Raw genomic sequence first — 25,855 nt, 5'->3', positions numbered from 1 at the left:
CATCGCAGGCCTCGCAGGCGACCCACGCATCGCATGCATCGCAGGCCTCGCATGCATCGAGATCAACGAGAACGACCTTGGAGACGGACATGACGGACATGACGGAATCGACGGGAAGCTGGCGCATCGCCAGCGCCGCCGCGGCGCAGGCGCCGGTGGCGGTGATCGGCGCGGGCGTGATGGGCGCGGGCATCGCGCAGGTGGCGGCGCAGGCCGGCCATCCGGTGCAGCTGATGGACCTGCGCGAAGGCGCCGCCGCCGCGGCGATCGCGCAGATCGGCAAGGCGCTCGACGGCCTGGTGGCCAAGGGCCGCCTGGAGGCCGTCGAGCGCGAGGCGGTGATGGACCGGCTCGCGCCCGCGGGCTCGACCGCGGAACTGAAGGACGCCGCGCTGGTGGTGGAAGTGATCGTCGAGAAGCTCGAGCCCAAGCAGGCGCTGCTGCGCGAGCTCGACGCGTTGCTGCCGCCGGACGCGTTGATCGCGTCCAACACCTCGTCGATCAGCATCACCGCGCTGGCCAACGGGATGGCGAACCCGCGCCGCCTGGTCGGCATGCACTTCTTCAACCCGGTGCCGCTGATGAAGCTGGTCGAGGTGGTCTGGGGCGCGGAGACCGACGCCTCCGCCGCGCAGGCGATCGAGGCGCTGTCGCGGCGCTGGGGCAAGACGCCGGTGCATGCGAAGTCGACGCCGGGCTTCATCGTCAACCGCATCGCGCGTCCGTACTACGCCGAGACGCTGCAGCTGCTGCAGGAACAGGCCGGCAGTCCCGCGCAGCTGGACCGCGCGCTGCGCGGCGCGGGCTTCCGCATGGGCCCCTGCGAGCTGATGGACCTGATCGGCCACGACACCAACTCTCTGGTGACCCAGTCCGTCTTCGAGGCCAACTACGGCGACAAGCGCTACCAGCCGTCGCTGGTGCAGAAGTCGCTCGTCGACGGCGGGCGTTTCGGCCGCAAGGTCGGCAAGGGCTTCTATGAAGGCACGCCGGCCGCGGCCGCGCCGGTGGCGGTCATCGACGGCGACATCGGCGCGGTGACGCTGGCGGGGCAGGGCGCGCTGGTCGAGCTGCTCGGCGGCTGGATGACGACGCGCGGCCTCGCGTTCGAGCGGGATTCGGCGGCGGACTGGAACGGCATCGCCGTCGAAGGCATGCAGCTGCACCTGACGCGTGGACGCCCCGCGGCGCAGCTCGCGCATGAGCGCAGCCAACCCGGCCTCGCGGTGATCGACTGGCCGCTGGCGCCGGATCGCCTCGACGGCCTGGCGATCGCCTTCGGCCCGCGCGTCGACAACGTCCAGCAGACCCACGCCGAAACGCTGCTGCGCCGCCTCGGCTGGGAGCCGCTGGTGCTGCGCGACGTGCCCGGACTGGCCGTGGCCCGGACGATCGCGATGCTGGTCAACGAGGGCGCCGATGCCGTCTGGCAGGGCGTCTGCGACGAGGCCGGCGCGGACACTGCGATGAAGCTCGGCGTGAACTACCCGGCCGGGCCGTTCGAATGGCTCGCGCAGCTGGGCGCGCCGGTCGTCGTGGATGCGCTCGACGGGCTGTTCGACGGCTACCGCAGCGAGCGCTATCGCATCAGCCCCTTGCTGAAGCAGCGCCACTGGGCCTGATCGAGCACCACCAGCGGAAGCCGGGGGCCCCGGGCCTCATAAGTCCCCAAATCGGCCCGGGGCCCCCGGCTCCCGCCGGCGCGACACACCGAGGTCCATGAAAAAAGCGCCCCGCGGGGCGCTTCTTCATTGGGAGATCGAGGCGTCGGAACGACGTCGCGGCCTCAGAGCAGCATGCGCAGGTGGGCTTGCGCCTGCAGCAGCGGGGGCAGGCAGTGCTCGACCATCTGCTCCATGCTCATGCGGGTCGCGTGGACGCTGATGGCCATCGCGGCGACGGTGTCGCCCTTGTAGTTCTTCAGCGGCACGGCCACCGAGCGCAGGCCTTGCTCCAGCTCCTGGTCGATCAGCGCGTAACCCTGCGCGCGGGCGCGGGCGATCTCGATGCGCAGGCGCTCGGGATGCGTGATCGTGTGCGGGGTCAGCGCGCTCAGTTCCTGGCGGGCGATGAAGGCGTCGACATCGGCCTGCGATTGCGCGGCCAGCAGCACGCGGCCGTTGCCGGTGCAGTAGGCCGGCACGCGGGTGCCGGGCTGCAGCGTCGGCGAGACCACGCGGCCCGCGCTCGTCGCGGAGATGCAGATCACGTCGTTGCCGTCCAGCACGCCGGCCGACGAGGCTTCCTTCATCGCGTAGGCCAGCTTGTGCAGCTCGGGCTCGATGATGCGCGGCAGGCGGGCGGAATGCATGTAGCTCTGGCCCAGGCGCAGCACCTTCGGGGTCAGCGCGAACATCTTGCGGTCCTGCGAGACGAAGCCCAGGTGGGTCAGCGTCAGCAGGTAGCGGCGCGCGGCGGCGCGGGTCAGGCCGGTGCGGCCGGCGACTTCGCTGATGGTCAGGCGGGGACGTTCCTGATCGAAGGCTTCGATCACGGCCAGGCCCTTTTCCAGGCCGGCGACCAGGTCGCGCTTGAGCGGACCGGTACGGACTTCAGCGTCGGGGGAGGGGGCGACGACCGGCAGGGCGGTCAGGTCTTCATCGTGGGCTCGAGCAGCGGACATGGCGGACAGGGGGAGGACGTGCGTTTGACGCCCAAATCTGCTGGGCGTAAGCAGGTGATGTCCACGACTATAGGGACAACCCTGTGAAGAATGTTTGCCAGGGCAAATGTTTTGGTCCGCAAATCGCACCGTCGTGCATCATTTTGGTGCATTTTTCGCGCAGTGCGCCCCACGGCCTGGATCAGGTCATGTCATCGGGCGTTCAGCGGGAAAAAGGGTGCGAAACCGCGATCGGGTGGTCGCTAAGCAGGCCGTCAATAGTCAGACATCATGCTTGTCACCGCATACCCCCACCTATAGAAGCGGTATGCGCCATCAAACCGAGTCAGTATCCCATGGGCTGTGCGATTGGCGCCTACGTGGTCCTACGTGCGCCCATGACTATTTTTTAATCGCCCCCAACCTCAGGATATGGGTGAGGGCCGGATCAAACGCTCCCGCGCTGCACCAAGATGAGGTCGTACAACCGGCCCGTCGTAAGGATCGGTTCGAAATCGTCTGACTATTGAAGTCAGGACGGTTTCGAACCGAACGGGGTCGAGTTCAGACGCGTTCGACGACGATCGCGATGCCCTGGCCGACGCCGATGCACATCGTGCACAGCGCGTAGCGGCCGTTGGTCCGGTGGAGCTGGTTGATCGCCGTCGTCACCAGGCGGGCGCCGCTGGCGCCGAGCGGGTGACCCAGCGCGATCGCGCCGCCGTTGGGATTCACGCGCGGATCGTCGTCGCGCAGGCCCAGGTCGCGCAGCACCGCCAGCCCCTGGGCGGCGAAGGCCTCGTTGAGCTCGATGACATCCATCTGCTCCAGCGTCAGGCCGACCTGCGCCAGCACCTTGCGGCTGGCCGGCGCCGGGCCGATGCCCATGATGCGCGGCGCGACGCCGGCGCTGGCCATGCCCAGCACCCGGGCGCGCGGCGTCAGGCCGTGGCGGGCGACCGCCTCCTCGCTGGCGATCAGCAGCGCGCAGGCGCCGTCGTTGACGCCGGACGCGTTACCGGCGGTCACGCTGCCGTCGGGCCGCACGACGCCCTTGAGCCGGGCCAGCGCCTCCAGGCTGGTCTCGCGCGGATGCTCGTCCTGGCGCACGACGACCGGGTCGCCCTTCTTCTGGGGGATCGTGACGGGGCAGATCTCCGCGTCGAAGAAGCCGCTGCGCTGCGCCGCCAGCGCCTTCGTCTGGCTGGCCAGGGCCATGCGGTCCTGCGCCTCGCGCTCGATGCCGAAATCGGTGGCGACGTTCTCGGCCGTCTCCGGCATCGAGTCGACGCCGTAGCGCGCCTTCATCGCCGCGTTGACGAAGCGCCAGCCGATCGTCGTGTCGTAGATGGCATTGGCGCGCGAGAAGGCCGATTCCGCCTTCGGCATCACGAACGGCGCGCGGCTCATGCTCTCGACGCCGCCGGCGATCAGCAGCTGGGCCTCGCCGGCGCGGATCGCCCGGGCGGCGCTGCCGACGGCGTCCATGCCGGAGCCGCACAGGCGGTTCAGCGTCACGCCCGGCACGCCGATCGGCAGCCCGGCCAGCAGCGCCGACATGCGCGCGACGTTGCGGTTGTCCTCGCCCGCCTGGTTGGCGCATCCGTAGAAGACGTCGTCCAGCGCCTCCCAGTCCAGCGACGGGTGGCGGGCCATCAGGGCCTGGATCGGCACCGCGCCCAGGTCGTCCGCCCGGACCGACGACAACGCCCCGCCATACCGGCCGAACGGGGTGCGTTGTGCGTCGCAAACGAAGGCATGCATGCAAAGTCTCCTGAATCTCTATAAGAATGGGTGGTTCGGAGGATCATAGGGGTCCCCTGGAAAAACCTGTGACAAGTTGCACGCTCGCCCCGGGAACATGCGCGACGCCGTACGGTTGACGCGCTTTTCATTTAAGTTGCGCCCCTCCGCAGCCGATGCTGCAGACGAGGGCGTCTGAACCCCGGACGTGGAACGACAAGAATGAAGGACAGATCGGCCGATCCGCTCATCGATGTGAACCAGCTGAAAGTCGGGATGTTCATCCATCTCGACCTCGGCTGGATGTCGCATCCCTTTCCGCTCAGCAGCTTCAAGCTGAGTTCGGAAGAGCAGCTGCTGATCCTGCGCCGTCTGGGCCTGAAGCAGGTGCGCTGGAGCCCCGGCAAGAGCGACCTGCCGCTGGAGGCCACGCCGATGCCGGCCCCCGCCGCCGCGCCGGCGGTCGTCGCCGAGAACCGCACCGCCGAGGACGAGGCTCGCGAGCGTCACCGCCGGCAGCTGGCCGAGCAGCGCGAGGCGCTGCTGCTGTGCGAGCGCCAGTACGCCGAGGCCGCCACCGCGCTGCGCGACCTGATCGACCTGGTGCCGCGCGAGCCGACCGACGCCCGCGACCGCTCCGCCGCGCTGTCCCGCGCGCTGCTGGACAAGATGCTGGTCGAGGGCGACATCAACATCCGGCTGCTCAACGAGGGCGCCGGCGACCGCGCCACCGCCCACGCGCTCAACGTCGCGGTGATCGCGATGCTGCTGGGCCGCGCCTTCGGCCTGGGCCGCGACGAGATGCTCGACCTGGGCCAGGGCGCGCTGCTGCACGACATCGGCAAGCTGGAGCTGACGCCCCGTTTCCGCCACCGCGACGACAGCTTCACCGCCGCCGAGGTTGCCGCCTACCAGCAGCACGTCGCCAAGGGCGTGATGCTGGGCCAGAAGATGGGCGTCGGCGCCGGACCGCTGCTGATCATCGCGCAGCACCACGAACATGCCGACGGCAGCGGCTTCCCGCAGCGGCTCAACGCCGACCGCATGAGCATCGGCGCGCGCATCGTCGCGCTGGTCAACCGCTTCGACGGCCTGTGCAACCCGCTGCTGAGCTCCAAGGCGATGACGCCGCACGAGGCGCTGTCGCTGATGTTCGCGCAGGGGCGCAGCCGCTTCGACGCGACGATGCTCAACGCCTTCATCCGGATGATGGGCGTGTATCCGCCGGGCTCCGCGGTGCAGATGACCGACGACCGCTACGCGCTGGTCGTGGCGGTGAACTCGTCGCGTCCGCTCAAGCCGCGCGTGATGGTCCACGATCCGAAGGTGCCGCGCGACGAGGCGCTGGTGCTCAACCTGGAAGAGCTGCCCGACCTGGGCATCCGCCGCAGCGTCAAGCCGCAGCAGCTGCCGCGCGCCTCGCTGGACTACCTCAGCCCGCGCAGCCGCATCGCCTATTTCTTCGAGTCCGCCGGCCCGACCTGCACGCCGCCCTCGCCACCCGGGGAGATGGCCGCGTGAACCTCAGCGCCCGAGCCACGGGAACGCCCCCGGCGTTCAACACCGCCGTCCTGCCGCTGATCGACGGCCTGCAGGAAGCGGTGTGGCTCGTGGACGCCCGCACGCATTGCGTCGTCGCGGTGAACGCGGCGTCGCAGCAGCTGTTCGGCCTGCCGGCCAAGGACCTGGTGGGCAGCAGCGTGGAGTCGCTGGCCTCGACCCCGGAGGACGCGCTGTTCTGGATGGACGCCGCGATCGGCCGCCGCGAGAGCCTGCACACCGACACGATGATGCGCCACGGCGACGGCCGCATGCTGTGGGTGTCGCGCCGCATCAGCCACGTGGCGCAGCCGCAGGGTGACGGCCTGTGGCTGATCGCGATGCGCGACCAGACCCAGCAGCGCCAGCATGACGAGGAGCGCGAGACGCTGCTCGCCGAATTGCGCGCCACGCTCGAATCGACCGCCGACGGCATCCTGGTCACCGACCTGGCCGGCCGCATCCGCAGCTTCAACCAGCGGCTGGCGTCGCTGTGGGGCATCCCCGAGGACCTGCTCAACGACCGCAACGACGAGGCCGTGCAGGCCTGGATGCGGCGCAGCGTCGTCGACGGCGCCGCCTACGCGATGCGGCTGGGCGCGATCCAGGAATCGCCGCTGCTGCACACCAGCGACAACCTCAAGCTGATCGACGGCCGCGTGCTGGAGCGCGTGTCGCTGCCGCAGTGGAGCCGGGGCCGGCCGATCGGCCGCGTGTACTCGTTCCGCGACCTCAGCGAGAAACTCGCCGCGCACCAGCGCATCGAGGAGCTGTCCCACAACGACATGCTCACCGGGCTGCCGAACCGCCGCGCGCTGATGGAGCGCGTCGACTACGCGCAGGCCATGGCCCGGCGCGAGACGACGCCGTTCGCGCTGCTCAACGTCGACCTGGACCGCTTCAAGCAGATCAACGACACGCTGGGCCATTCCTATGGCGACCGCGTGCTCAAGGAAGTCGCGCTGCGCCTGAAGGAATCGCTGCGCGAGGTGGACACCGTCGCGCGGCTGGACGGCGACGAGTTCGCGCTGCTGATCCACCAGGCCGACGCCCGCGGTGCCGAGCACGCGGCGCGGCGCGTCCAGGAGGCGATGTCGCGGCCGTTCTGCTTCGACACGCTCAGCTTCACGGTGACCTGCAGCATCGGCATCGCGCTGTTCCCCGGCGACGGCGCCAGCGCCGAGGAGCTGCTGGCCAGCGCCGAGCGCGCGATGCACTGGGTCAAGGAAAGCGGCCGCAGCGCGTTCCGCTTCCACCAGCCGCGCAAGGACGTGGACCTGCTGTCGCGGATGCGGCTCGACCACGCGATGCGCCAGGCGCTCCAGGAACATGAGTTCCGGTTGCATTTCCAGCCGCAGGTCTCGCTGGAGACCGGCGAGCTGATCGGCGCCGAGGCGCTGATCCGCTGGCGCGATCCGCTGCGCGGCGACGTGCCGCCGTCCGAGTTCATCCCGGTGGCGGAGGAGAGCGGCTTCATCGTCGCGATCGGCCAGTGGGTGCTGCAGCAGGCGGTGGCGCAGGCCGCGGCCTGGCTGCAGAAGGGCATGCGGGTGCCGGTGGCGGTGAACGTGTCGGCGCTGCAGTTCCAGCAGACGCAGTTCGTGGAGCAGGTGGCGCAGGCGCTGCGGGCCTACGACCTGCCGCCGTCGCTGCTGGAACTGGAACTCACCGAGTCCGTGCTGCTGCGCGACGCCGAGGAAGCGCTGCATCGCATGCAGGCGCTGTCGGAACTGGGCGTGCTGATGGCGATCGACGACTTCGGCACCGGCTACTCGAGCCTCGGCTACCTGAAGCGTTTCCCCATCCAGCGCCTCAAGATCGACCGCAGCTTCGTCAAGGGGCTGCCCGGCGACGCGAGCGACGCGGGCATCGTCAACGCGATCGTCCAGATGGGCCGCGCGCTGAACCTGCAGGTGATCGCCGAGGGCGTCGAGACCGAGGCGCAACGCGACTTCCTGGCCCGTTGCGGCTGCCACGAGTACCAGGGTTTCCTGTGCGCGCCGGCGCTGGAGACGCGGGCCTTCGAGGAACGCCACGCCCAGATCGCCGCGCAGGCCGAGGCCGAGAAGGCCGCGCGCGCGCAGGCGGCGCAGACGCCCCGCCCGGCCCGCGCGTCGGTGCACCTGCTGCGCGGCGGTTGACCGCCGGCCGGCCGGGCTCGGCCGGCGTGAATCGGGGTCGACCCTGAGCGGGGTCGGGAGACCTCTCCACAGCGCGACGCACGAGGGCGGCACAATGCGCCGAGGGCCGCCGTCGACGGCCGGGAGACAAGCGTGCTGTACAAGTTCAAGTCGAAGGCCGGTGCGGACGTGATCATGCTGGCCGCCCATGGCGACCAGGCGCTGGAAGCGCTGGGCCGGAGCGCATCGCCGCAAGGCATCTTCCAGAAGGCGGAGCTCCCGGCGCTGATCGCGCGCGGCGAGGCCGCGATCGCCCAGGAGCAGGAGGTGCTGGACCGCGCCGCCGAGGAGGCCCGGGCCGACGGCCGCAAGCCGCCGCCGCGTCCGGAGGTGATGCTGCGCCAGCGCCTGTGGCCGCTGCTGGAGCTGATGCGGGCCTCGCAGGCCGCCGATGCCGACGTGGTCTGGGGCGTCTGAGTGGAATCGACCCTGATCCTGGCGATCCGGCATGGCGAGACCGCCTGGAACCGCGAAGGCCGGCTGCAAGGCCACCTGAACCTGCCGCTGAACGCGCTCGGCGAGCGCCAGGCCGAGCGGCTCGGCGCCGCGCTGGCCGACCATCCGATCGACGCGGTCTACGCCAGCGACCTGGATCGCGCCGCGGTCACCGCGCGGCACGTGGCGGCGCCGCACGGCCTCGAGGTCCGGCTCGACACTCGCCTGCGGGAACGCGCCTTCGGCGTGCACGAGGGCAAGCTCTGGACCGAGATCGAGGCCGGATTTCCCGAGGACGCGCTGCGCTGGCGCCAGCGCGACCCGGCGTTCGAGCCCCCGGGCGGTGAAAGCCTGACCGCGCTGTATGCGCGCTGCATCGCGGTGGTCTCCGAGCTGGCGGCCGCGCACGCGGGGCAGACGATCGCGGTCGTCGCGCACGGCGGCGTGCTGGACTGCCTGTACCGGGCGGCCACCCGGATCGACCTGCAGGCGCCGCGCAGCTGGGTGCTGGGCAATGCCAGCGTCAACCGGCTGCTGCATTCGCCACAGGGCTTCACGCTGGTCGGCTGGAACGACGACCAGCACCTGCAGGGCCTGACGCTGGACGACCCCGGCGTGCCGGGTTTCCTGCCCGCCGCCGCGCAGACGGCCAAGGCCTGAGCGGCCGGCGGCCGACGCTCGTTCCCATTCCCCGCCGCCAGCGGAAGATCCCGCCGGCGGAAGAGGGGCTCGAAGAGAGGCGCCGCATCGAGCGCCCCGTTGAGGAGACACATGACCGACGCACAGATCATCGTGCTGGCCACGCCGGTGTTCTTCGCCCTGATCGGGCTCGAATACTGGATCGGCGTGCGCCGCGGCCGCAACACCTACCGGCTCAACGACGCCATCAGCAGCATCGCGCTGGGCATGCTCAGCCAGGTGGTGGGCGTGCTGACCAAGCTGTTCACGCTGGGGATCTACACCTGGGTCTTCGAGCATGCGGCGCTGGCCCGGCTCGACGCCGGCGCCTGGTGGGTCTGGCTGACCGGGCTGCTGCTCTACGACTTCCTCTATTACTGGCACCACCGGCTCGGGCACACCACCGCGCTGCTCTGGGCCGCCCACGCCGTCCATCACCAGAGCGAGGACTACAACCTGTCCACCGCGCTGCGCCAGACCGGCAGCGGCTGGCTGGTGGGCTGGATCTTCTACATGCCGATGGCGATCCTGGGCTTCCCGCCGCTGGTCTACGCGGTGGTCGCGCTGGTGGACCTGCTGTACCAGTTCTGGGTGCACACGCAGCAGATCGGCAAGCTTGGCTGGTTCGACCGCTGGTTCTGCTCGCCGTCGAACCATCGCGTGCATCACGCCGTCAACGACCCCTATCTTGATCGCAACTACGGCGGAATCCTCGTCATCTGGGACCGGATGTTCGGCAGCTTCCAGGAAGAACTGGACCGCGAGCCCTGCGTCTACGGCACCCGCGACGCGCTGCGCAGTTGGAACCCGTGGACCGCCAACGTGCAGGTCTACGCCAAGCTGCTGGCCAAGACCCGGCGCGCGCCGCGCTGGCGCGACAAGCTCCGCCTGTGGTGGGAGCCCGCCCATTGGGAACCCGGGATCGGCGCGCGCATAGCGCCCGGCTACGACCCCCAGGCGCGGCCGCTGTTCGACCCGAAGGTCGCGTCCTCGCACGCTGTCGCGGCGGCGGCGATGTTCGTGGCGCTGCTCGGCGGGATCGCGCTGTTCCTCTGGCAGGCCCACCGGCTGAGCACGCTCGAGCAGCTCGCCGTGCTGGCCGCGCTCCTGGCGGGGCAGGTCCTGACGGCGCGGCTGATGACGCCTTCCGTCACTCCGGACCACCCCTAACGGGGAACTGTTGCAATTTCGCGTCGGCTGTTATGGGTGCGTGCAACGCACTTCTATACTCCGCACACCTTGCAGTAAAGCCATTGAGCCAGACCGGCTGAAACCTCCAACTGATGAAGGTGGGTATGAAAAAGATTGCATTCGCTGCGGCCATCGCGGCTCTCTCCGTTCCGGCATTCGCGCAGAGCTCCGTCACGCTCTGGGGCCGCATCAACACCTCGGTGGAAAGCATCAAGCGTGGCAACAACGACCGTGTTGCCTCGATGATCAACAACAACTCGCGTCTGGGCTTCAAGGGCACCGAAGACCTGGGTAGCGGCCTGAAGGCCAGCTTCGCGCTGGAACACGGCCTGAACTCGGACGACGGCAAGCAGACCAACGCGACCGCCTTCTGGAACCGTGAAGCCAGCGTGCAGCTGGCCGGCGATTTCGGCGCCGTGCGCCTGGGCCGCTGGACCCCGGGCTCCTACTACGCCACCGCCGACTACGTGTCGATGCACAACCACGACACCGGCACGTCGGAAGACAAGCTGTACTCGGGCGCTGGCTTCACGCAGACCAACAAGGTCGGCTACTTCACCCCGAACATCAACGGCTTCAACGGTGAGTTCGCCATCCATGCCGGCGAAGGCGTCGATCCGCGCGGCTACGACGTGGCGCTGAACTACGACCAGGGCCCCCTGCACCTGGGCGCTGGCTACAGCAAGCAAGGCTCGGCCAAGCAGTACGCGTTCCGCGGCCTGTACGAACTGGGCGCCTTCACCTTCGGCGGCTACCTGCAACGCGAAGAGTCGGGCACGGCTCAGTCGCCGGGCGCGAAGGACAACCGTTGGATCGGCCGCGCCGCCGTGATGTACACGATGGGCCAGTCCGAATTCCACCTGAACGTCGGTGGTACCAAGGCCGGTGCCTACTCGTTCAACAACGGTCGCAACGGTGGCAAGCAGTACACGCTGGCCTACAACTACAACCTGAGCAAGCGCACCAAGGTGTACGCGTTCTACACCGCCGTGGACGCCAACACCCCGAACAAGGTCGACGACCTGAGCTCGTTCGCCCTGGGCGTTCGCCACAACTTCTGATCCTCGGATCGGACATGAAAAAGGCGCTCTTCGGAGCGCCTTTTTTCATTGGGCCGCCGAAGCAGGCGGTCTCAATCGAACAGCTGCCCGGCCTGCTTCGGCGGCGCGACGCCCAGGTGCCGGTAGGCCGCCAGCGTCGCGATCCGGCCGCGCGGCGTGCGCTGCAGGAAACCTTGCTGGATCAGGTAGGGCTCGATGACGTCCTCGATCGTGCCGGGCTCTTCGCCGATCGCCGCGGCGACGTTGTCCAGCCCCACCGGTCCGCCGTCGAAGCGATGCACGACCGCCTCCAGCAGCTTGCGGTCCATCAGGTCGAAGCCCAGCGGGTCGACATCCAGCATCGCCAGCGCCTTCTCGGCGATCGTGCGGGTGATGGTGCCGTCGGCCTTGACCTCGGCGTAGTCGCGCACGCGGCGCAGCAGCCGGTTGGCGATCCGCGGCGTGCCGCGTGAACGCCGCGCCACCTCCAGCGCGCCGGCCGGCTCGATCGCCGCGCCCAGCAGCGACGCCGAGCGCGTCACGATGCGCTGCAGCTCCTCGGCCGTGTAGAACTCCAGCCGCGCCACGATGCCGAAGCGGTCGCGCAGCGGGTTGGTCAGCATGCCGGCGCGGGTCGTGGCACCGACCAGCGTGAACGGCTGCAGGTCCAGCTTGATCGACCGGGCGGCCGGGCCCTCGCCGATCATGATGTCGATCTGGTAGTCCTCCAGCGCCGGATACAGGATTTCCTCGACGACCGGCGACAGCCGGTGGATCTCGTCGATGAATAGCACGTCGTTGCGCTCGAGGTTGGTCAGGATCGCGGCGAGGTCCTTGGGCTTCTCCAGCACCGGCCCGCTCGTCTGGCGCAGGTTGACGCCCAGTTCCGCGGCGACGATGTGGCTCAGCGTGGTCTTGCCCAGGCCGGGCGGCCCGAACAGCAGCACGTGATCGAGCGCCTCGCGCCGCTTCTTGGCCGCGCCGATGAAGATCTCCAGCTGCTCGCGCGCCTTGGCCTGGCCCACGTACTCGTCGAGCAGCTTGGGCCGCAGCGCGCGCTCGATCGCGTCCTCGTTCGGCGAGGCCGGATGCGCGCTGATCAGGCGGGCCTGCTGCGGCGCGGGCGTGAAATCGTCGGTCTGGATGCTCATGGCAAAGGCGGGTGGGAGGCGGTGGCGCGGGTCACGACAGGTGCTTCATCGCCAGCTTGATGCCTTCGCTGACGCCGACATCTGCCGGCAGCGTCTTCAGCGCGGCGCCGGCTTCCTTCTCGCTGTAGCCCAGCGCGACCAGCGCCTGCAGGATGTCCGCCTGCGCGTCGTTGGCCACCGAGACCGGCAGCGACAGGTCGGGACTGAGCTTGCCCTTGAGCTCCAGCAGCAGCCGCTCGGCGGTCTTCTTGCCGATGCCCGGCACCTTCACCAGCCGGCCGGCCTCCTGCTTGGACACCGCCTGCGCCAGGTCGCCCACCGACATGCCGGACAACAGCGACAGCGCCATCTTCGGCCCGACGCCGCTGATCTTGATCAGCAGCCGGAAGGTGCTGCGCTCCTCCGGGGTCAGGAAGCCGAACAGGACATGCGCGTCCTCGCGGATGCTCAGGTGCGTCAGCAGCGACGCGCGTTCGCCCAGGCCCGGCAGGTTGAAGAAGGTGCTCATCGGCACGTCGACTTCGTAGCCGACGCCTTGCACGTCGATGAGGACCTGCGGAGGCGATTTTTCCGCGATGACGCCGGTGAGCTTGCCGATCATGGGCGGGGATTATCCGCGTTCGCCGGTCGTTCGACGGCGTTTTGCTGGATATCCGTCCAGTATTTTCCCGGGGCCGTGCCCGCGGCGATCGCCCGAGCGGTGGTCCGGGCGCTCAGTTGCGGCCGAACAGGCCCAGGCGCTGCGCTTCCAGCGCGGCCTCGGCGCGCGAGCTCACGTTGAGCTTGCGGTAGATCTGCTTGACGTAGTCGGCGATCGTGTGGCGCGACAGGCCCAGCTGCACGCCGATCTCCGGCAGCGTGAAGCCCTTGGCCACGCGCAGCAGCACCTCGGTCTCGCGGTCGGTCAGCGAGACCTCGTGCAGCACCTGCGCCGCCTGCGGCCGGCGCTGCGAGGTGAAGTAGGCGATGACCTTGCGCGCGATCGACGGCGACAGCGGGGGCTCGCCCTGGCTGATGCGCTGCAGCTGCTCGACCAGCAGTTCCCGCGACTGCTCCTTGAGCAGGTAGCCGAAGGCGCCGGCCTGCAGAGCGGGGAACAGGTGCTCGTCGTCGTCGTGGATGGTGACGATCACGGACTGCACCTCGGGCTGCTTCTCGCGCAGCGCCGAGATCACGTCGACGCCGGAACCGTCGGGCAGGCCCAGGTCCAGCAGCGCCAGCGTGAAGCGCTGGGTGTTGACCTGCTGCAGGGCGTCCTGCACGCGCGAGCATTCGGTGACGACCGCGTTGGCGAAGACCTGTTTGACCAGGACCTTGAGCCAGGCGCGGATCTCGGGAATGTCTTCGAGGAGCAGGATGTGGTTCATGGCGCGGGATTCTTGCTCAGGAATGCGACACCGCCGGGGAACCTGGCGGGTGGATGCAACGGTACGGCTTTCTCGCCGGGCTGACCATCCTGGACAACGCCCGAGTGTGGCGCGCGCGGCAATGGATCACGCCGCGGGCCCTGTCGACGCGATCAGAGCGGGATCGTCAGCCGGATCACGGTGCCCCAGCCGGGTCCGGACTCGACCAGGCACTGGCCATGCATCTGCTTGGCGCGCGCCTTCATGCTGGCCATGCCATGTCCCTTGTCCAGGCGACCCTCGAGCTCGAGCGGGATGCCCTGGCCGTTGTCCTGGATCACGACCGAGAAGTAGCCGTCCTGCGCCGAGCAGCCGATCACGCAATGCGTGGCGCCGCTGTGCTTGATGATGTTGCTGACCGACTCGCGCAGGATGCGCGTCGTCTGCACGTAGGCGCGGGCGGGGAAAGTGTGCTCGATGTCCTCGGCCGGCGACTTCCACTCGGCCAGGATGTTGGCCTGCGCCAGCCGCGACACCACCTCCGCGCGCCAGTCGCCGAGCGCGTCCAGCAGCTGCACCGGCTTGCCGGTCAGGCCGCGCACCGACAGCCGCATCTCCTCCAGCGCCTCGCGCGCGAGCGTCGAGATCCGGTCCGATTCGCTGGTATGCACGATGGTCAGCAGCTTGGCGCCGAGGTCGTCGTGCAGGTCGGCGGCGATGCGCTTGCGCTCGCGCTCGGTGACCTGCTCGAGCTTGGCCTCGGCGACCTGGTCGAAGTGGCGCTCCAGTTCGGCGATGCGTTCCTGCAGGCGCAGCTCGCCCTGCAGCACGGCCAGCTCCGACTGCGTCAGCGCGCGGGCGAACTCGCGCACCCGGTGCAGGCCCAGGCCGATCAGCGACAGCGGCGCCAGGATGCCGGCCAGCCCGCTGCCGGGCAGCGCCCACGCGCACAGGATCGCCAGCGCGCCGAAGCCGACCAGCGCGCAGCTGACGACGAAATCGGCGCTCGGGTAACGCTCCTCGAGCGTCGGCAGGAACATGTCCTGCCAGAGGTTCCACAGGTGCCAGGCCATCGCGACGAGCAGTTGCGCGCCCAGCCACCAGAGCGCGAACGCCGCCACCCGCGCCGACGGCACCGGCAGCAGCAGCGCGGCGGGGAACAGCAGCGCCTGCGCCATCAGCAGCCGATGCAGCCGGCGGTCGCGGCGGCGCAGGCGTCGCATCAGGTAATGCACCGCGCACCAGAGCAGCCAGGGCGCGAGGACCACGGCGATCGCCGCCGGCCAGGGCGTCAGCGGCGCCAGGCCGACCATGACGATCCAGCCCGGCATCAGCGCCAGCAGCCAGCCGATGTGGCGCTGCGCGCGGCGTTGCCAGATCAGCAGCCCCAGCACGAAGGCCATCAGCACCAGCGCGGACTGCAGGCCGTAGGCGAGCAGCGGCGCGAGCTTGCCCCACGCCACCGCGAACGGACCGCTGTCGCCGGCGTTGCCGGCGCCGGTCGCGCCGGCCACCACCTGCGCCAGGCAGACCGGCACGGCCAGGGACAGCGCCGCGGCGACGCCCGCGGCCATGCGCCTCGAGCCGCTTCCCTGCGCCGGCACGGCCATGTCGCGGCCGATGGGGTGTCCCTGTTGTTCTATGGTCCGCTGCATGGGGGGCGATTGTGCAGGCGCGACAGGCGCGCGGCGCGGCGGCGCGCGACAATACCACCCTCAACCCCCCTGAATACGGAGCCCGCGCCGCCTTGAACCTGCGCCACGCCTTCACCCCCGCCGACAACCGGCGCCTGTCGCACCTGTGCGGCCCGCTGGACGAGCATCTTCGCCAGATCGAGGCGGCCATGACGGTGCGCATCACCCATCGCGCCGAGCACTTCAACATCGAAGGCGAGCGCGTCGCCGCGCAACGCACGCTGGTGCTGCTGGAAGCGCTGTACGCGCGCGCCGACCGCGCCATCCCGGCCGAGAGCCTGCGGCTGTCCATCGTCGAGGCGGCCAACGACGTGGCCGCGCCGGCCAGGTCCGGCACCGAGGGCGAGGAGGATGGCCAGGTCGTGCTGCGCACCCGCCGCGCCGACCTCGCCGGCCGCACCGCCAACCAGCACGGCTACCTGCGCCACATCCTGTCGCACGACATCAGCTTCGGCATCGGTCCGGCCGGCACCGGCAAGACCTTCCTGGCGGTGGCCTGCGCGGTGGACGCGCTGGAGCGGTCGTCGGTGCAGCGCATCATCCTGACGCGCCCTGCGGTCGAGGCCGGCGAGCGCCTGGGCTTCCTGCCCGGCGACCTGACGCAGAAGGTCGATCCCTACCTGCGCCCGCTGTATGACGCGCTGTACGACCTGATGGGCTTCGACCGCGTGACCAAGGCCTTCGAGAAGGGCCAGCTCGAGATCGCGCCGCTGGCCTTCATGCGGGGACGCACGCTGAACCACGCGTTCGTGATCCTCGACGAGGCGCAGAACACCACGCCCGAGCAGATGAAGATGTTCCTGACCCGCATCGGCTTCGGCAGCAAGTGCGTGGTCACCGGCGACACCAGCCAGATCGACCTGCCGCGCGGCATGCACAGCGGGCTGGTCGACGCGGAGCAGGTGCTCGACGGCGTCGAGGGCATCGCCATCACCCGGTTCACCCGGGCCGACGTGGTGCGCCATCCGCTGGTGGCGCGGATCGTCCAGGCCTACGAGGAACGCGCGGACGTGCTGGCGCGCGAGGAAGCGCGCGAGCAGCAGGAACGCGAGGCCCGCTTCGCCGAGGAACGCGAGGAGCGCCGGATGCGCGCGTTGCGGCTGCGCGAGGAGACGATGCGCTTCGACGACGAGCCAGCGCCCGCGCCGAAGCCCGCCGCCAGGAAGCCCGCCGCCAAGCAGCCCGCTGCGAAGAAGCCCTCTGCGAAGAAGGCCGTCGCCAAGAAGGTGGCTGCGAAGGCCGTGGTCGCGACGAAGCCCGCCACCAGGAAGGCCGTCGCGAAGGCGCCCGCCGCGAAGAAGCCCGCGGCCAAGGCCGTCCGCAAGGGAGCCGCCCGATGAGCCGTCCGGAACTGAGCCTGTCGCTGCAATTCGCCGATCCGCGCCACAAGGCGGCTCTGCCGAGGCACAAGGTGATCCGCTGGATGCGCGCGGCGCTGGAGCTGCCCGGCGAGATCACCGTCCGCATCGTCGATGCCGAGGAGGGCCAGGCGCTCAATCGCGAGTACCGCTCGAAGGACTACGCGACCAACGTGCTGACCTTCGACTACACGCACGAACCGGTCGTCGCCGCGGACCTGGTGATCTGCGCCGAGGTCGTCGAGCGCGAGGCCCGGGAGATGGGCCTGGACCTGGCGGCGCACTACGCGCACATGCTGGTCCACGGCACGCTGCACGCGCAGGGTTACGACCACGAGGAAGACGACGAGGCCGAGTGCATGGAAGCGCGCGAGACCGAGATCATGGTCGGCCTCGGTTTCGCCGATCCCTACGCGGCGTCGAAGGCGAAGCCCGCGAAGGAAAGCAAGAAGGCCAAGCCCAAGGCGAAGGCGAAGCGCTAGGCGAAGGCCTGGCGCCAGGCGAGGCGCTATTGCTGCGTGCCGAGGTAGCGCTTGCGCCAGAAGAAGGCGCCCAGCGCGATCGCGATGGCGACCATCACGCCGACGGCGATCCAGAACCCGGTGGCGGCATGGATCAGCGGCAGGTTGTCGAAGTTCATGCCGAAGATGCCGGTGATCAGGTTCAGCGGCAGGAAGATCGCCGTGAGCACCGTCAGCGTGCGCATGATGTTGTTGGTGCGCTCGCCGGTGAGCGAGAAGTGCATCTGCACCGACGTCTCCGCCGAGGTCTCCAGCCGCCGCACATGGGTGAGCACGCGCTCGATGTGCTCCAGCACGTCGCGCGAGCGGACCCGCAGCAGCTCGCGCTCGCGTTCCTCGCGGGCGTCGCCGACCGGCCATTCGCCCAGCGCGTCGATCCACTCCTGCACCGCGCTGCGCTGGTCCTCGCAGAGGTCCTCCAGCCGCGACAGCGTGTCGCGCGCATGCAGCACGACCGGCCAGTCGCGGAAGTGGCCGCGCAGCAGCAGGTTCTGCAGCGTGGTCAGCTGGCGGGTCAGCAGCCGGCGCAGGTCCAGGTAGCTGTCGACCATGTGGTTGACCATGCGCAGCATCAGCTCGGCGGGGCTGGCCGGCAGCCGGCTGCTGCCGCGCAGGTCGCGGCCTTCCTGCTGCGCGCCGAGCTTGCCGGCGAAGTAGTCCCGCAGCGAGCATTCGCCGGGATGCACCGTGATCAGCACGCGGTCGAAGACGGCGAAGCCGACCGGGCTGGTGTCGATCGCCTTGAGCGCCTCGTCCACGCCCGCGGCGTTGCGCGGTTCGTCGTCCGACAGGTACTGCTGGCTGCCCGGCATCGTCGCCAGCCGGCGGAACACCATCAGGTCGTACGAGCTGGTGTAGTCGAAGTGCGAGGGCAGCTGCGGGTTCAGCAGGTCGGAGACATGCAGGTCGAGCAGCTGCGCGCCGGTCCAGCGCATCAGCCGCTGCTGCACCGTGCCGAGCTGGAGCTCGAACTCGCGCCGGGGCAGGCCGATCCAGAGGAAACCTTCGGCAGGCAGGTCCTCCGGCAGCGCGGCGAGTTCCTCGTAGATCGAGTCGCTGAGATGGAAGAGGCGCATGCGCGGGGCGGGCAGCCGGCGTGCCGGCGGCTCAGGCGCCGGCCCGGATCAGCCGCGCGGCGTCCATCGCGAAGTAGGTCAGGATGCCGTCGGCGCCGGCGCGCTTGAAGGCCAGCAGCGCCTCGAGCATCACCGCGTCGTGGTCCAGCCAGCCGTTGGCGGCGGCGGCCTTGATCATGGCGTACTCGCCGCTGACCTGGTAGGCGAAGGTCGGGACGCGGAACTCCTCCTTCACGCGGCGCACGATGTCCAGGTAGGGCAGGCCGGGCTTGACCATCACCATGTCGGCGCCCTCGGCCAGGTCCAGGCCGACTTCGCGCAGCGCCTCGTCCCCGTTGCCGGGATCCATCTGGTAGGTCTTCTTGTCGGCCTTGCCGAGGTTGGTGCGCGAGCCTACCGCGTCGCGGAACGGGCCGTAGAAGGCGCTGGCGTACTTGGCGCTGTAGGCCATGATCCGCGTGTGGATGTGGCTGTCGGCCTCCAGCGCGGCGCGGATCGCGCCGATGCGGCCGTCCATCATGTCGCTGGGGGCGACGATGTCCACGCCCGCCTGGGCCTGGACCAGCGCCTGCGCCTTCAGCAGCTCGACGGTGCGGTCGTTCAGGATGTAGCCCTGCTCGTCGAGCACGCCGTCCTGCCCGTGGCTGGTGTACGGGTCCAGCGCGACGTCGGTCAGCACGCCCAGGCCGGGCACCTTCTCCTTGAGCGCGCGCACGACGCGCGGGATCAGGCCGTCGGGGTTGGTCGCCTCGATGCCGTCGGGCGTCTTCAGCGCCGGGTCGATCGCGGGGAACAGCGCCATCACCGGGATGCCCAGCTCGACGCATTCCTCGGCCACCGGCAGCAGCTTGTCCAGGCTCAGCCGGGACACGCCCGGCATCGACGCGATCGGTTCGACGCGGTTCTCGCCCTCGTGGACGAAGACTGGAAAGATCAGGTCGCTGGCGTGCAGGCGGTGTTCGCGGACCAGCGCCCGGGTGTAGGCATCGCGGCGCAGGCGACGGGGGCGGCTGGCGGGATAAGGTGCGGGAAGTTGCATGGTTTCCGAGAAATACCACCGGTTCAGGGGGCAACTACGTACAAGGACGTAGATTCCGAAATTCGGCAGATCTGTTAAAGTCGCTCCTGAATGATAGCCGCTCGGTTGTCATTCCCTGCTTTTCCTCCCTGAGCAGGAGCCTTAACGTGATGACAGCGATAAGGCTTTCCGACCCCGGCTGTGAAGCCGGGGTTTTTTTTCGCGCCCTCCATAATGCCGCGATGCTCTGGATCAAAGCGCTACACCTCATCTTCGTCGCCGCGTGGTTCGCCGGCCTGTTCTACCTGCCGCGGATCTTCGTGAACCTGGCCATGGTCCCCGCCGACAGCCACGCCGAGCGCGAACGGCTGCTGCTGATGGCCCACAAGCTCTACCGCTTCAGCACGATGCTGATGCTGCTGGCGCTGGCCTTCGGTCTCGTGCTGTGGGGCTACTACGGCATCGGGCGCGGGCCGGGCAACGGCTGGATGCACGCCAAGCTGGGGCTGGTGGTCGTGGTCATCGGCTACCACCACATGTGCCGGGCGTTCCTGCGCAAGTTCGAGTTGATCGCCAACCGCCGCAGCCACAAGTGGTTCCGCGTGTTCAACGAGATCTCGGTGCTGCTGTTCGCGGCCATCGTGATCCTGGTCGTCGTCAAGCCGTTCTGATCCGGCGATGCAACGGCGCAGTTCCGCCACCTGGCTGGCCCTGTGCTACGCCATGCTGGTGCTCTACGCCAGCCTGTACCCGTTCTGGCCCTGGCGCCTGCCGCCCAGCCTGCCCTGGCCCGGCGTGGTCGGCCTGCCGTGGCCGCGCTACTGGGGCAAGTTCGACATCTGGGTGAACGTCGTCGGCTACTGGCCGCTCGGGCTGCTGTGTTTCTCGGCGGTGATCCGCAGCGGCGGTGGCCTGGCGCGCGCGCTGCTGCTGCCGCTGGTCGGCGTGCCGCTGCTGTCGTTCGCGATGGAGACGCTGCAGTACTTCCTCCCCGGCCGGGTGCCGTCGCTGGCGGATTTCCTGTTGAACAGCGCCGGCGCCTGGCTCGGCGCGCTCTGCGCCTGGGTGCTGATGCGGCTGGGCGGCGTCGCGCGCTGGAACGGCTGGCGCGAGCGCTGGTTCGTGCCGCACAGCGCCGGCGCGCTGGCGCTGCTGGCGCTGTGGCCGGTCGGGCTGCTGTACCCGGCGCCGTTGCCGCTGGGCCTGGGACAGCTCTTCCCGCGCCTGCGCGAGTGGGCCGAGGAACTGCTGGAGAACACCCCCTGGGAGCTCGTCCCCCGCGAACTCCGCGACGACCTGCCGCTGCCGCCCGGCCTGGAGGCGATCGCCATCGCGATGGGCCTGCTCGCGCCCTGCCTGCTGGCGCTGTCCGTCGCGCGGCCGGGCTGGCGGCGCGTGCCGCTGGTGCTGGGCGCGGCGTCGCTGGGCGTGATGACCACGGCCTGGTCGACGCTGCTGAACTTCGGCCCGGACCATGCCTGGGCCTGGCTGACCTCGACGACCGCCCCCGGCCTGGTGCTGGGCGGCGTGCTGGCCTTGCTGGCGGCCTTCCTGTCGCGGCGCGCGAACGCCGCCTGGGGCCTGGTCGTGCTGACGGCGCTGATCGCGCTGATGGCCGAGGCGCCGGCCGATCCCTACCTGCTCGAGAGCCTGCAGTTCTGGGAGCAGGGCCGCTTCGTCAACATGTACGGGCTGGCGCAATGGGTGGGCTGGTTGTGGCCGTTCGCGGCGCTGGCCTGGCTGCTCTACGGCGTGACGCAGAGCGATCGTCCGGCCGATCCGCCGCCGGCATCCGGGCGCTCTGAAGCACAAGCGGGCCGTGACGGATCGCACGAACGGCCGATCGGTGAAAACCCTGAAACTACAATCCGACGATGAGCTCCCCCAGCTACTACCAGCGCCACATCTTCTTCTGCCTGAACCAGCGCGAGAACGAGAACGCCTGTCTCCAGCACGGCGCGCAGGAGGCTTTCGACCACTGCAAGAAGCGCGTCAAGGCCGAAGGCCTGGCGGGCAAGGGCGGCGTGCGGGTGAACAAGGCGGGCTGCCTGGACCGCTGCGCCGGCGGGCCGGTGGCGGTCGTGTATCCGGACGCGGTCTGGTACTCGTTCGTCGACGCGAGCGACATCGACGAGATCGTCGAGCGCCACCTCAAGCACGGCGAGGTCGTCGACCGGCTGGTGCTGGACGACTCGATCGGCCGCTGACCGGGAGCGCCGCCAGATGAATGCACAGACCCAGCGCCAACAGATCGCCGGTCCGGCCGGCGAGATCGAATGCGCCGTCGACGAACCCGCGGTCGATGCCGGCCCGCTGCGCGGCGTGGTGGTGATCTGCCACCCCAATCCGACGCAGGGCGGCACGATGGACAACAAGGTGGTGCAGACGATCGCGCGCGCGTTCGTGCACCTGGGCTACCGCGCGGTGCGCTTCAACTTCCGCGGCATCGGCAAGTCCGAGGGCGCCTGGGACGAGGGCCGCGGCGAGGTCGACGACGCGCTGGCCGTGATCGCCGCGTTCCGCGACGCCGCGCTGCCGCTGGCGCTCGCGGGCTTCTCGTTCGGCGGCTTCGTCGCGTCGCAGGCGGCGCTGCAGGTCCAGCCGCCGGCCGAGCGCCTGGCGCTGGTCGGCCCGGCCGCGAGCCGCTTCGGCGTCGCGACGGTGCCGGCCGATACCGTCGTGATCCACGGCGAACAGGACGATGTGGTGCCGCTGAGCGCGGTGCTGGACTGGGCGCGCCCGCAGGCGTTGCCGGTCATCGTGGTGCCCGGTGTCGGGCATTTCTTCCATGGGCAGTTGCCGCTGCTCAAGAGCCTCGTGACGCGCAGCTGGCATGCCGCCGGCGACATGCGCGGCTGAGGCGTCCCTGAGGATTTCTCCCGCATGAAACGATTCCTAGCTTCCCTGGCCCTCGGCGTGGGCCTGTCCAGCGTCCTGATGAGCGGCGCGTCCGCGCAGGCGCCGACGCCGCCCGAGATCGCGGCCCGCAACTTCGTCCTGCTGGACCTGACGACGCGCCAGACGCTCGCCGAGCGCGACGCCGACACGCCGCAGGATCCCGCGTCGCTGACCAAGCTGATGACGGCCTACATCGTCTTCGACGCGCTCAAGGCCAAGCGCCTGACGCTGGACCAGACGCTGACCATCTCCAAGCGTGCCTGGGACGAGCGCAAGGGCGACCCGTCGCTGATGTTCATCGACACGACGATGACGCCCAAGGTCGACGAGCTGATCCGCGGGATGATCATCCAGTCGGGCAACGACGCCTCGGTCGCGCTGGCCGAGGGCGTGGGCGGCACGGTCGAGCAGTTCGTCGCGATGATGAACAAGCAGGCCCAGGCCTGGGGCCTGAAGAACACCTCGTTCACCAACGTCACCGGCATCACCGCGCCGGGCCACAAGACGACCGCGCGCGACATCGCGGTCATCTTCTCGCACGTGATCCAGGACTATCCGCAGTACTACGCCGAGTACTACTCCAAGCGCGAGTACACCTTCAACAAGATCCGCCAGTTCAACCGCAACATGCTGCTGGGCCGCGACCCGTCGGTGGACGGCGGCAAGACCGGCTTCACCGACGCCGCGGGCTACTGCCTGGCGGTCAGCGCGCAGCGCGACGTGCCCAACGGCCGTCGCCGGCTGCTGAGCGTGGTGATGGGCACGGCCTCGAAGGAGGCGCGCGCCACCGAGAGCCAGAAACTGCTGAACTGGGGCTACGCGGCCTTCGACGCGGTGCGCCTGTTCGAGAAGAACCAGCCCATCACGACGGTGCAGGTCTGGAAGGGCGCCGTGCCGCAGGCCAAGCTGGGCGCGGCGGACGCGGTGTTCGTCGCGGTCCCGCGCGGCGAGGGCGGCAAGCTCAAGACCGACATCCAGCGCACCGATCCGCTGGTCGCGCCGCTGGCGCTGAACCAGCGCGTGGGCACGCTGAAGGTGACGACCTCGGGCGGCGCGCCGGTGGCCGAGGTGCCGCTGGTCGTGCAGGAAGAGGTGCCGCTGGCCGGCATCTTCGGCCGCGCCTGGGACGCGATCCGTCTCTGGATCAAGTAAGGCGCGCAGGGCGGGCGAGCCGCCACCGCCGCGCCTGAGCGCGACGGCCGGTCCGATCGGGCCGGCCGTCGTCGCTTGTGGCGGTCGCATTCGACGATCGCCCGGGCCAGGGACCCCCGCTTGCCGGGGTTGGCGGGCCGGGCCGGCGGCGTACAGTCGGTGGCTTCGGCGTGACCACTCTGCGGGAGCTTCCGATGACGATGCCCTGGGTCGATCTGCCCTGCTACCTGAACGGCCACCTCGGCCGCCTCGGCGATGCCCGGGTGCCGGTGATGGACCGCGGATTCCTGTTCGGCGACGGCGTCTACGAGTCGATCCCGGTCTACGGGCGCCGGCTGTTCCGCGTCGACGACCACCTGGACCGCCTCGGCCGCAGCCTCAAGGCGCTGCGCATCGAGGACCCCTACGAACGCGAGGCCTGGCTGGACCTGTTGCGCAGCCTGGTCGCGCACCTGCCCGAGGTCGAGGACCAGACCATCTACCTGCAGGTCACGCGCGGCGTCGCCGCGCGCGGCCATGCGATGCCGCGGGACCTGGAGCCGACGGTGCTCGCGTACACGCAGCCGTCGATCGCGCTGTCGCCCGAGCAGCGGCACCAGGGCCTGAGCTGCGTCACCGCGCGCGACTTCCGCTGGCAGCGGGGCGACATCAAGAGCATCTCGCTGCTGGGCAACGTGCTCGCGCGGCAGCTCGCCGCGGACCAGGGCGCCGACGAGACGCTGCTGTTCCGCGAGGGCTACCTGACCGAGGGCTCGAGCAGCAACGTCTGGATCGTGCGCGACGGGGCCTTGCTGACGCCGCCGCCGGGCGAGGCGCTGCTCGAGGGCGTGCGGGTGCGGCTGCTGCAGGAGCTGTGCGAGGAACTCGGCATCGCCTGCAACCTGCGTCCGATCGCCGAGACCGAATTGAGCACCGCCGACGAGATCCTGTTGACCTCCGCCAGCAAGGAGGTCGCGCCGGTCACGCGGCTGGACCACGAGCCGGTGGGCCACGGCGCGCTGCGCGGCAAGCCGGGCCCGGTGTACGCCCGGCTCTACGAGGCGTACCAGCGGGCCAAGGTCTTGCAAAGCCTGTGACCGGCTCCATTTGAGATTCCCATCATGACCACCTCCTTCAACAACGCCCCGATCCCGCCCGAGCAATCGCTCATCGAGTACCCGTCGCAGTTCCCCATCAAGGTGATGGGCGCGCAGGTGGAGGGCTTCGTCGACGCGATCGTCAGCATCGCGCGGCAGTTCGATCCGGCGTTCGACGCCTCGACCGTCGAGCAACGCCCCAGCAAGGGCGGCAACTACCTCGGCATCACGATCACCATCACCGCGACCAGCCGCGAGCAGCTCGACGAGCTCTACCGCACGCTGACCACGCACCCCATGGTCAAAGTCGTCTTCTAAGCCGCGCGCGGCACCGCTTCGGGCAGCCCGCGTTGTTGCAAATCCTCGCCATAGCCCTGCTATGGCTCCGGTTTGCGCCTAGCGGGCCCTCCCGAATCGGAGCCGCGCACGGCTTAGAAGTTGGGGCTTTCACATCTTCCCGGCATCGGCGGCGAGCGCGTCGTCCACGGCCTTGAGCTTGAACGGCGCGGCCTCGTCGCCGTTGCGCGCGGCGATGTCGTACCAGTAGCGCGCCAGGCGCAGATCCCGCTCCACGCCCAGGCCCGATTCGTACATCGACGCGATCAGGTACTGCGCGCCAACATCGCCGCCCTTGGCCGCCTCGCGGTACCACTGCGCGGCCTGGGGAAAATCCTTCGCGGCGCCGCGGCCCAGGTAGAACGCGGTGGCCACGGCCACCTGCGCGTCGACGCTCCCATGCTCCGCCGCCTTCAGGTACCAGGACTGGGCCTCGACCAGATCGGGCTTGCCGTCCTCGCCCTGTTCGTGGAACTGGCCCAGCGCCAGCTCCGCGCGCACCAGGCCGCGACCGGCGGCCCGCACCAGCAGCGAGCGCGCGAGCTTCGCGTCCGGCTTGGACACCTCGGACCGCAAGTGCATCATCGCCAGGTTGTAGTCGCCCAGCGCGACGCCCCGCTGCGACAGCGCGCGGAACTGGCGCTCGGCGGCGGGCAGGTCGCCGCGTTCGTAGGTCGCCAGCGCCTGCGGCAGCGTGACGCCCGACGCGGAAGGCGACGGCGGGGCCGGCGCGCGCGCCTCGCCGGCGGCGATGGCTCCGCCACCGAGGAGCGCGGCGCACAACGCCGCGAGGACCGTGATCTGACGCGGCATGGCGCGGC

General features: G+C 69.8%; 24 protein-coding genes and 1 pseudogene. 16 read left to right on the top strand and 9 right to left on the bottom strand.

Features of this window, described 5'->3' with window-relative positions; all coding sequences use genetic code 11:
- Positions 1–89: 89 nt before the first annotated feature.
- Positions 90–1,622: a 3-hydroxyacyl-CoA dehydrogenase gene (locus tag N5D62_RS09550; protein ID WP_347881810.1), complete on the top strand. Its 1,533-nt coding sequence runs from the start codon at positions 90–92 to the stop codon at positions 1,620–1,622.
- A 164-nt stretch (positions 1,623–1,786) separates the two neighbouring features.
- Here the strand turns inward: N5D62_RS09550 and N5D62_RS09545 are convergent, their stop codons facing one another.
- Positions 1,787–2,623, bottom strand: a complete 837-nt coding sequence (locus tag N5D62_RS09545; RefSeq protein ID WP_279757486.1) for an IclR family transcriptional regulator C-terminal domain-containing protein — start codon at positions 2,621–2,623, stop codon at positions 1,787–1,789.
- Between the two features lie 543 nt (positions 2,624–3,166).
- Positions 3,167–4,366: a 3-oxoadipyl-CoA thiolase gene (gene pcaF, locus N5D62_RS09540; RefSeq protein ID WP_279757485.1), complete on the bottom strand. Its 1,200-nt coding sequence runs from the start codon at positions 4,364–4,366 to the stop codon at positions 3,167–3,169.
- 201 nt (positions 4,367–4,567) lie between these two features.
- Here pcaF and N5D62_RS09535 point away from each other — a divergent pair, with 201 nt between their 5' ends.
- The 6 genes from N5D62_RS09535 to N5D62_RS09510 all read left to right on the top strand — a co-directional run bounded on the left by N5D62_RS09535 (position 4,568) and on the right by N5D62_RS09510 (position 11,429).
- Positions 4,568–5,866: an HD-GYP domain-containing protein gene (locus tag N5D62_RS09535; protein ID WP_279757484.1), complete on the top strand. Its 1,299-nt coding sequence runs from the start codon at positions 4,568–4,570 to the stop codon at positions 5,864–5,866.
- Positions 5,863–8,025 (top strand): bifunctional diguanylate cyclase/phosphodiesterase, encoded by a 2,163-nt coding sequence (locus N5D62_RS09530; RefSeq protein ID WP_279757483.1) that lies wholly within the window; start codon positions 5,863–5,865, stop codon positions 8,023–8,025. The genes N5D62_RS09535 and N5D62_RS09530 overlap by 4 nt, the downstream gene beginning before the upstream one ends.
- Before the next feature lie 132 nt (positions 8,026–8,157).
- The gene (locus N5D62_RS09525) at positions 8,158–8,481 is read left to right on the top strand and encodes a DUF1840 domain-containing protein (protein ID WP_279757482.1); all 324 of its coding nucleotides are present in this window, start codon (positions 8,158–8,160) and stop codon (positions 8,479–8,481) included.
- Positions 8,482–9,159 (top strand): histidine phosphatase family protein, encoded by a 678-nt coding sequence (locus N5D62_RS09520; RefSeq protein WP_279757481.1) that lies wholly within the window; start codon positions 8,482–8,484, stop codon positions 9,157–9,159. It abuts the gene before it with no gap.
- A 111-nt stretch (positions 9,160–9,270) separates the two neighbouring features.
- Positions 9,271–10,347, top strand: coding sequence for a sterol desaturase family protein (locus N5D62_RS09515; protein WP_279757480.1), 1,077 nt, complete (start codon positions 9,271–9,273; stop codon positions 10,345–10,347).
- Positions 10,348–10,472: 125 nt separating this feature from the next.
- The gene (locus N5D62_RS09510; protein WP_279757479.1) at positions 10,473–11,429 is read left to right on the top strand and encodes a porin; all 957 of its coding nucleotides are present in this window, start codon (positions 10,473–10,475) and stop codon (positions 11,427–11,429) included.
- A 71-nt stretch (positions 11,430–11,500) separates the two neighbouring features.
- On the opposite strand, the gene ruvB is transcribed toward N5D62_RS09510, so the two are convergent.
- The 4 genes from ruvB to N5D62_RS09490 all read right to left on the bottom strand — a co-directional run bounded on the left by ruvB (position 11,501) and on the right by N5D62_RS09490 (position 15,560).
- The gene (gene ruvB, locus N5D62_RS09505) at positions 11,501–12,559 is read right to left on the bottom strand and encodes a Holliday junction branch migration DNA helicase RuvB (protein ID WP_279757478.1); all 1,059 of its coding nucleotides are present in this window, start codon (positions 12,557–12,559) and stop codon (positions 11,501–11,503) included.
- A gap of 31 nt (positions 12,560–12,590) precedes the next feature.
- The gene (gene ruvA / locus N5D62_RS09500; protein ID WP_279757477.1) at positions 12,591–13,160 is read right to left on the bottom strand and encodes a Holliday junction branch migration protein RuvA; all 570 of its coding nucleotides are present in this window, start codon (positions 13,158–13,160) and stop codon (positions 12,591–12,593) included.
- A gap of 112 nt (positions 13,161–13,272) precedes the next feature.
- The gene (locus tag N5D62_RS09495; RefSeq protein ID WP_099862712.1) at positions 13,273–13,926 is read right to left on the bottom strand and encodes a response regulator transcription factor; all 654 of its coding nucleotides are present in this window, start codon (positions 13,924–13,926) and stop codon (positions 13,273–13,275) included.
- 152 nt (positions 13,927–14,078) lie between these two features.
- Entirely contained in the window at positions 14,079–15,560 is a 1,482-nt protein-coding gene (locus N5D62_RS09490; protein WP_279757475.1) for an ATP-binding protein, read from the bottom strand.
- A gap of 92 nt (positions 15,561–15,652) precedes the next feature.
- Here N5D62_RS09490 and N5D62_RS09485 point away from each other — a divergent pair.
- Positions 15,653–16,597 (top strand): annotated as a pseudogene (locus N5D62_RS09485) (PhoH family protein); the annotation flags it as partial.
- A gap of 338 nt (positions 16,598–16,935) precedes the next feature.
- On the top strand, positions 16,936–17,439 hold the full coding sequence (ybeY, locus tag N5D62_RS09480; protein WP_279757474.1) for an rRNA maturation RNase YbeY: 504 nt from the start codon (positions 16,936–16,938) through the stop codon (positions 17,437–17,439).
- Between the two features lie 26 nt (positions 17,440–17,465).
- On the opposite strand, the gene N5D62_RS09475 is transcribed toward ybeY, so the two are convergent.
- Positions 17,466–18,554 carry a magnesium transporter CorA family protein gene (locus tag N5D62_RS09475; protein ID WP_279757472.1) on the bottom strand — a complete coding sequence of 363 codons (1,089 nt, stop codon included), beginning with the start codon at positions 18,552–18,554 and terminating at the stop codon, positions 17,466–17,468.
- A gap of 31 nt (positions 18,555–18,585) precedes the next feature.
- Positions 18,586–19,593: a porphobilinogen synthase gene (gene hemB / locus N5D62_RS09470; protein WP_279757471.1), complete on the bottom strand. Its 1,008-nt coding sequence runs from the start codon at positions 19,591–19,593 to the stop codon at positions 18,586–18,588.
- 221 nt (positions 19,594–19,814) lie between these two features.
- Here hemB and N5D62_RS09465 point away from each other — a divergent pair, with 221 nt between their 5' ends.
- The 7 genes from N5D62_RS09465 to N5D62_RS09435 all read left to right on the top strand — a co-directional run bounded on the left by N5D62_RS09465 (position 19,815) and on the right by N5D62_RS09435 (position 25,016).
- Positions 19,815–20,243: a CopD family protein gene (locus N5D62_RS09465; RefSeq protein WP_279757470.1), complete on the top strand. Its 429-nt coding sequence runs from the start codon at positions 19,815–19,817 to the stop codon at positions 20,241–20,243.
- A 7-nt stretch (positions 20,244–20,250) separates the two neighbouring features.
- Positions 20,251–21,450, top strand: a complete 1,200-nt coding sequence (locus N5D62_RS09460; protein WP_279757469.1) for a VanZ family protein — start codon at positions 20,251–20,253, stop codon at positions 21,448–21,450.
- Positions 21,447–21,779 (top strand): (2Fe-2S) ferredoxin domain-containing protein, encoded by a 333-nt coding sequence (locus N5D62_RS09455; RefSeq protein ID WP_279757468.1) that lies wholly within the window; start codon positions 21,447–21,449, stop codon positions 21,777–21,779. Before N5D62_RS09460 ends, N5D62_RS09455 begins: the two co-directional genes overlap by 4 nt.
- Before the next feature lie 16 nt (positions 21,780–21,795).
- Positions 21,796–22,431, top strand: a complete 636-nt coding sequence (locus N5D62_RS09450) for an alpha/beta fold hydrolase (RefSeq protein WP_279757467.1) — start codon at positions 21,796–21,798, stop codon at positions 22,429–22,431.
- Between the two features lie 24 nt (positions 22,432–22,455).
- Complete coding sequence (locus N5D62_RS09445; protein ID WP_279757466.1) at positions 22,456–23,622, top strand: D-alanyl-D-alanine carboxypeptidase; 1,167 nt, start codon at positions 22,456–22,458, stop codon at positions 23,620–23,622.
- A gap of 194 nt (positions 23,623–23,816) precedes the next feature.
- Entirely contained in the window at positions 23,817–24,698 is an 882-nt protein-coding gene (locus tag N5D62_RS09440; protein WP_279757465.1) for a D-amino acid aminotransferase, read from the top strand.
- 24 nt (positions 24,699–24,722) lie between these two features.
- Positions 24,723–25,016 carry a DUF493 family protein gene (locus N5D62_RS09435; RefSeq protein ID WP_279757464.1) on the top strand — a complete coding sequence of 98 codons (294 nt, stop codon included), beginning with the start codon at positions 24,723–24,725 and terminating at the stop codon, positions 25,014–25,016.
- 129 nt (positions 25,017–25,145) lie between these two features.
- Here N5D62_RS09435 and N5D62_RS09430 read toward each other — a convergent pair whose 3' ends face one another.
- Complete coding sequence (locus tag N5D62_RS09430; RefSeq protein ID WP_279757463.1) at positions 25,146–25,847, bottom strand: tetratricopeptide repeat protein; 702 nt, start codon at positions 25,845–25,847, stop codon at positions 25,146–25,148.
- Positions 25,848–25,855 lie beyond the last annotated feature (8 nt).

This window comes from Mitsuaria sp. GD03876 (assembly GCF_029840635.1).
In the GTDB taxonomy this organism is placed as follows: Bacteria; Pseudomonadota; Gammaproteobacteria; order Burkholderiales; family Burkholderiaceae_C; genus Roseateles.
Note: the sequence above shows the minus strand (reverse complement) of the source record. Positions and strands in the feature narration are given on the sequence as shown.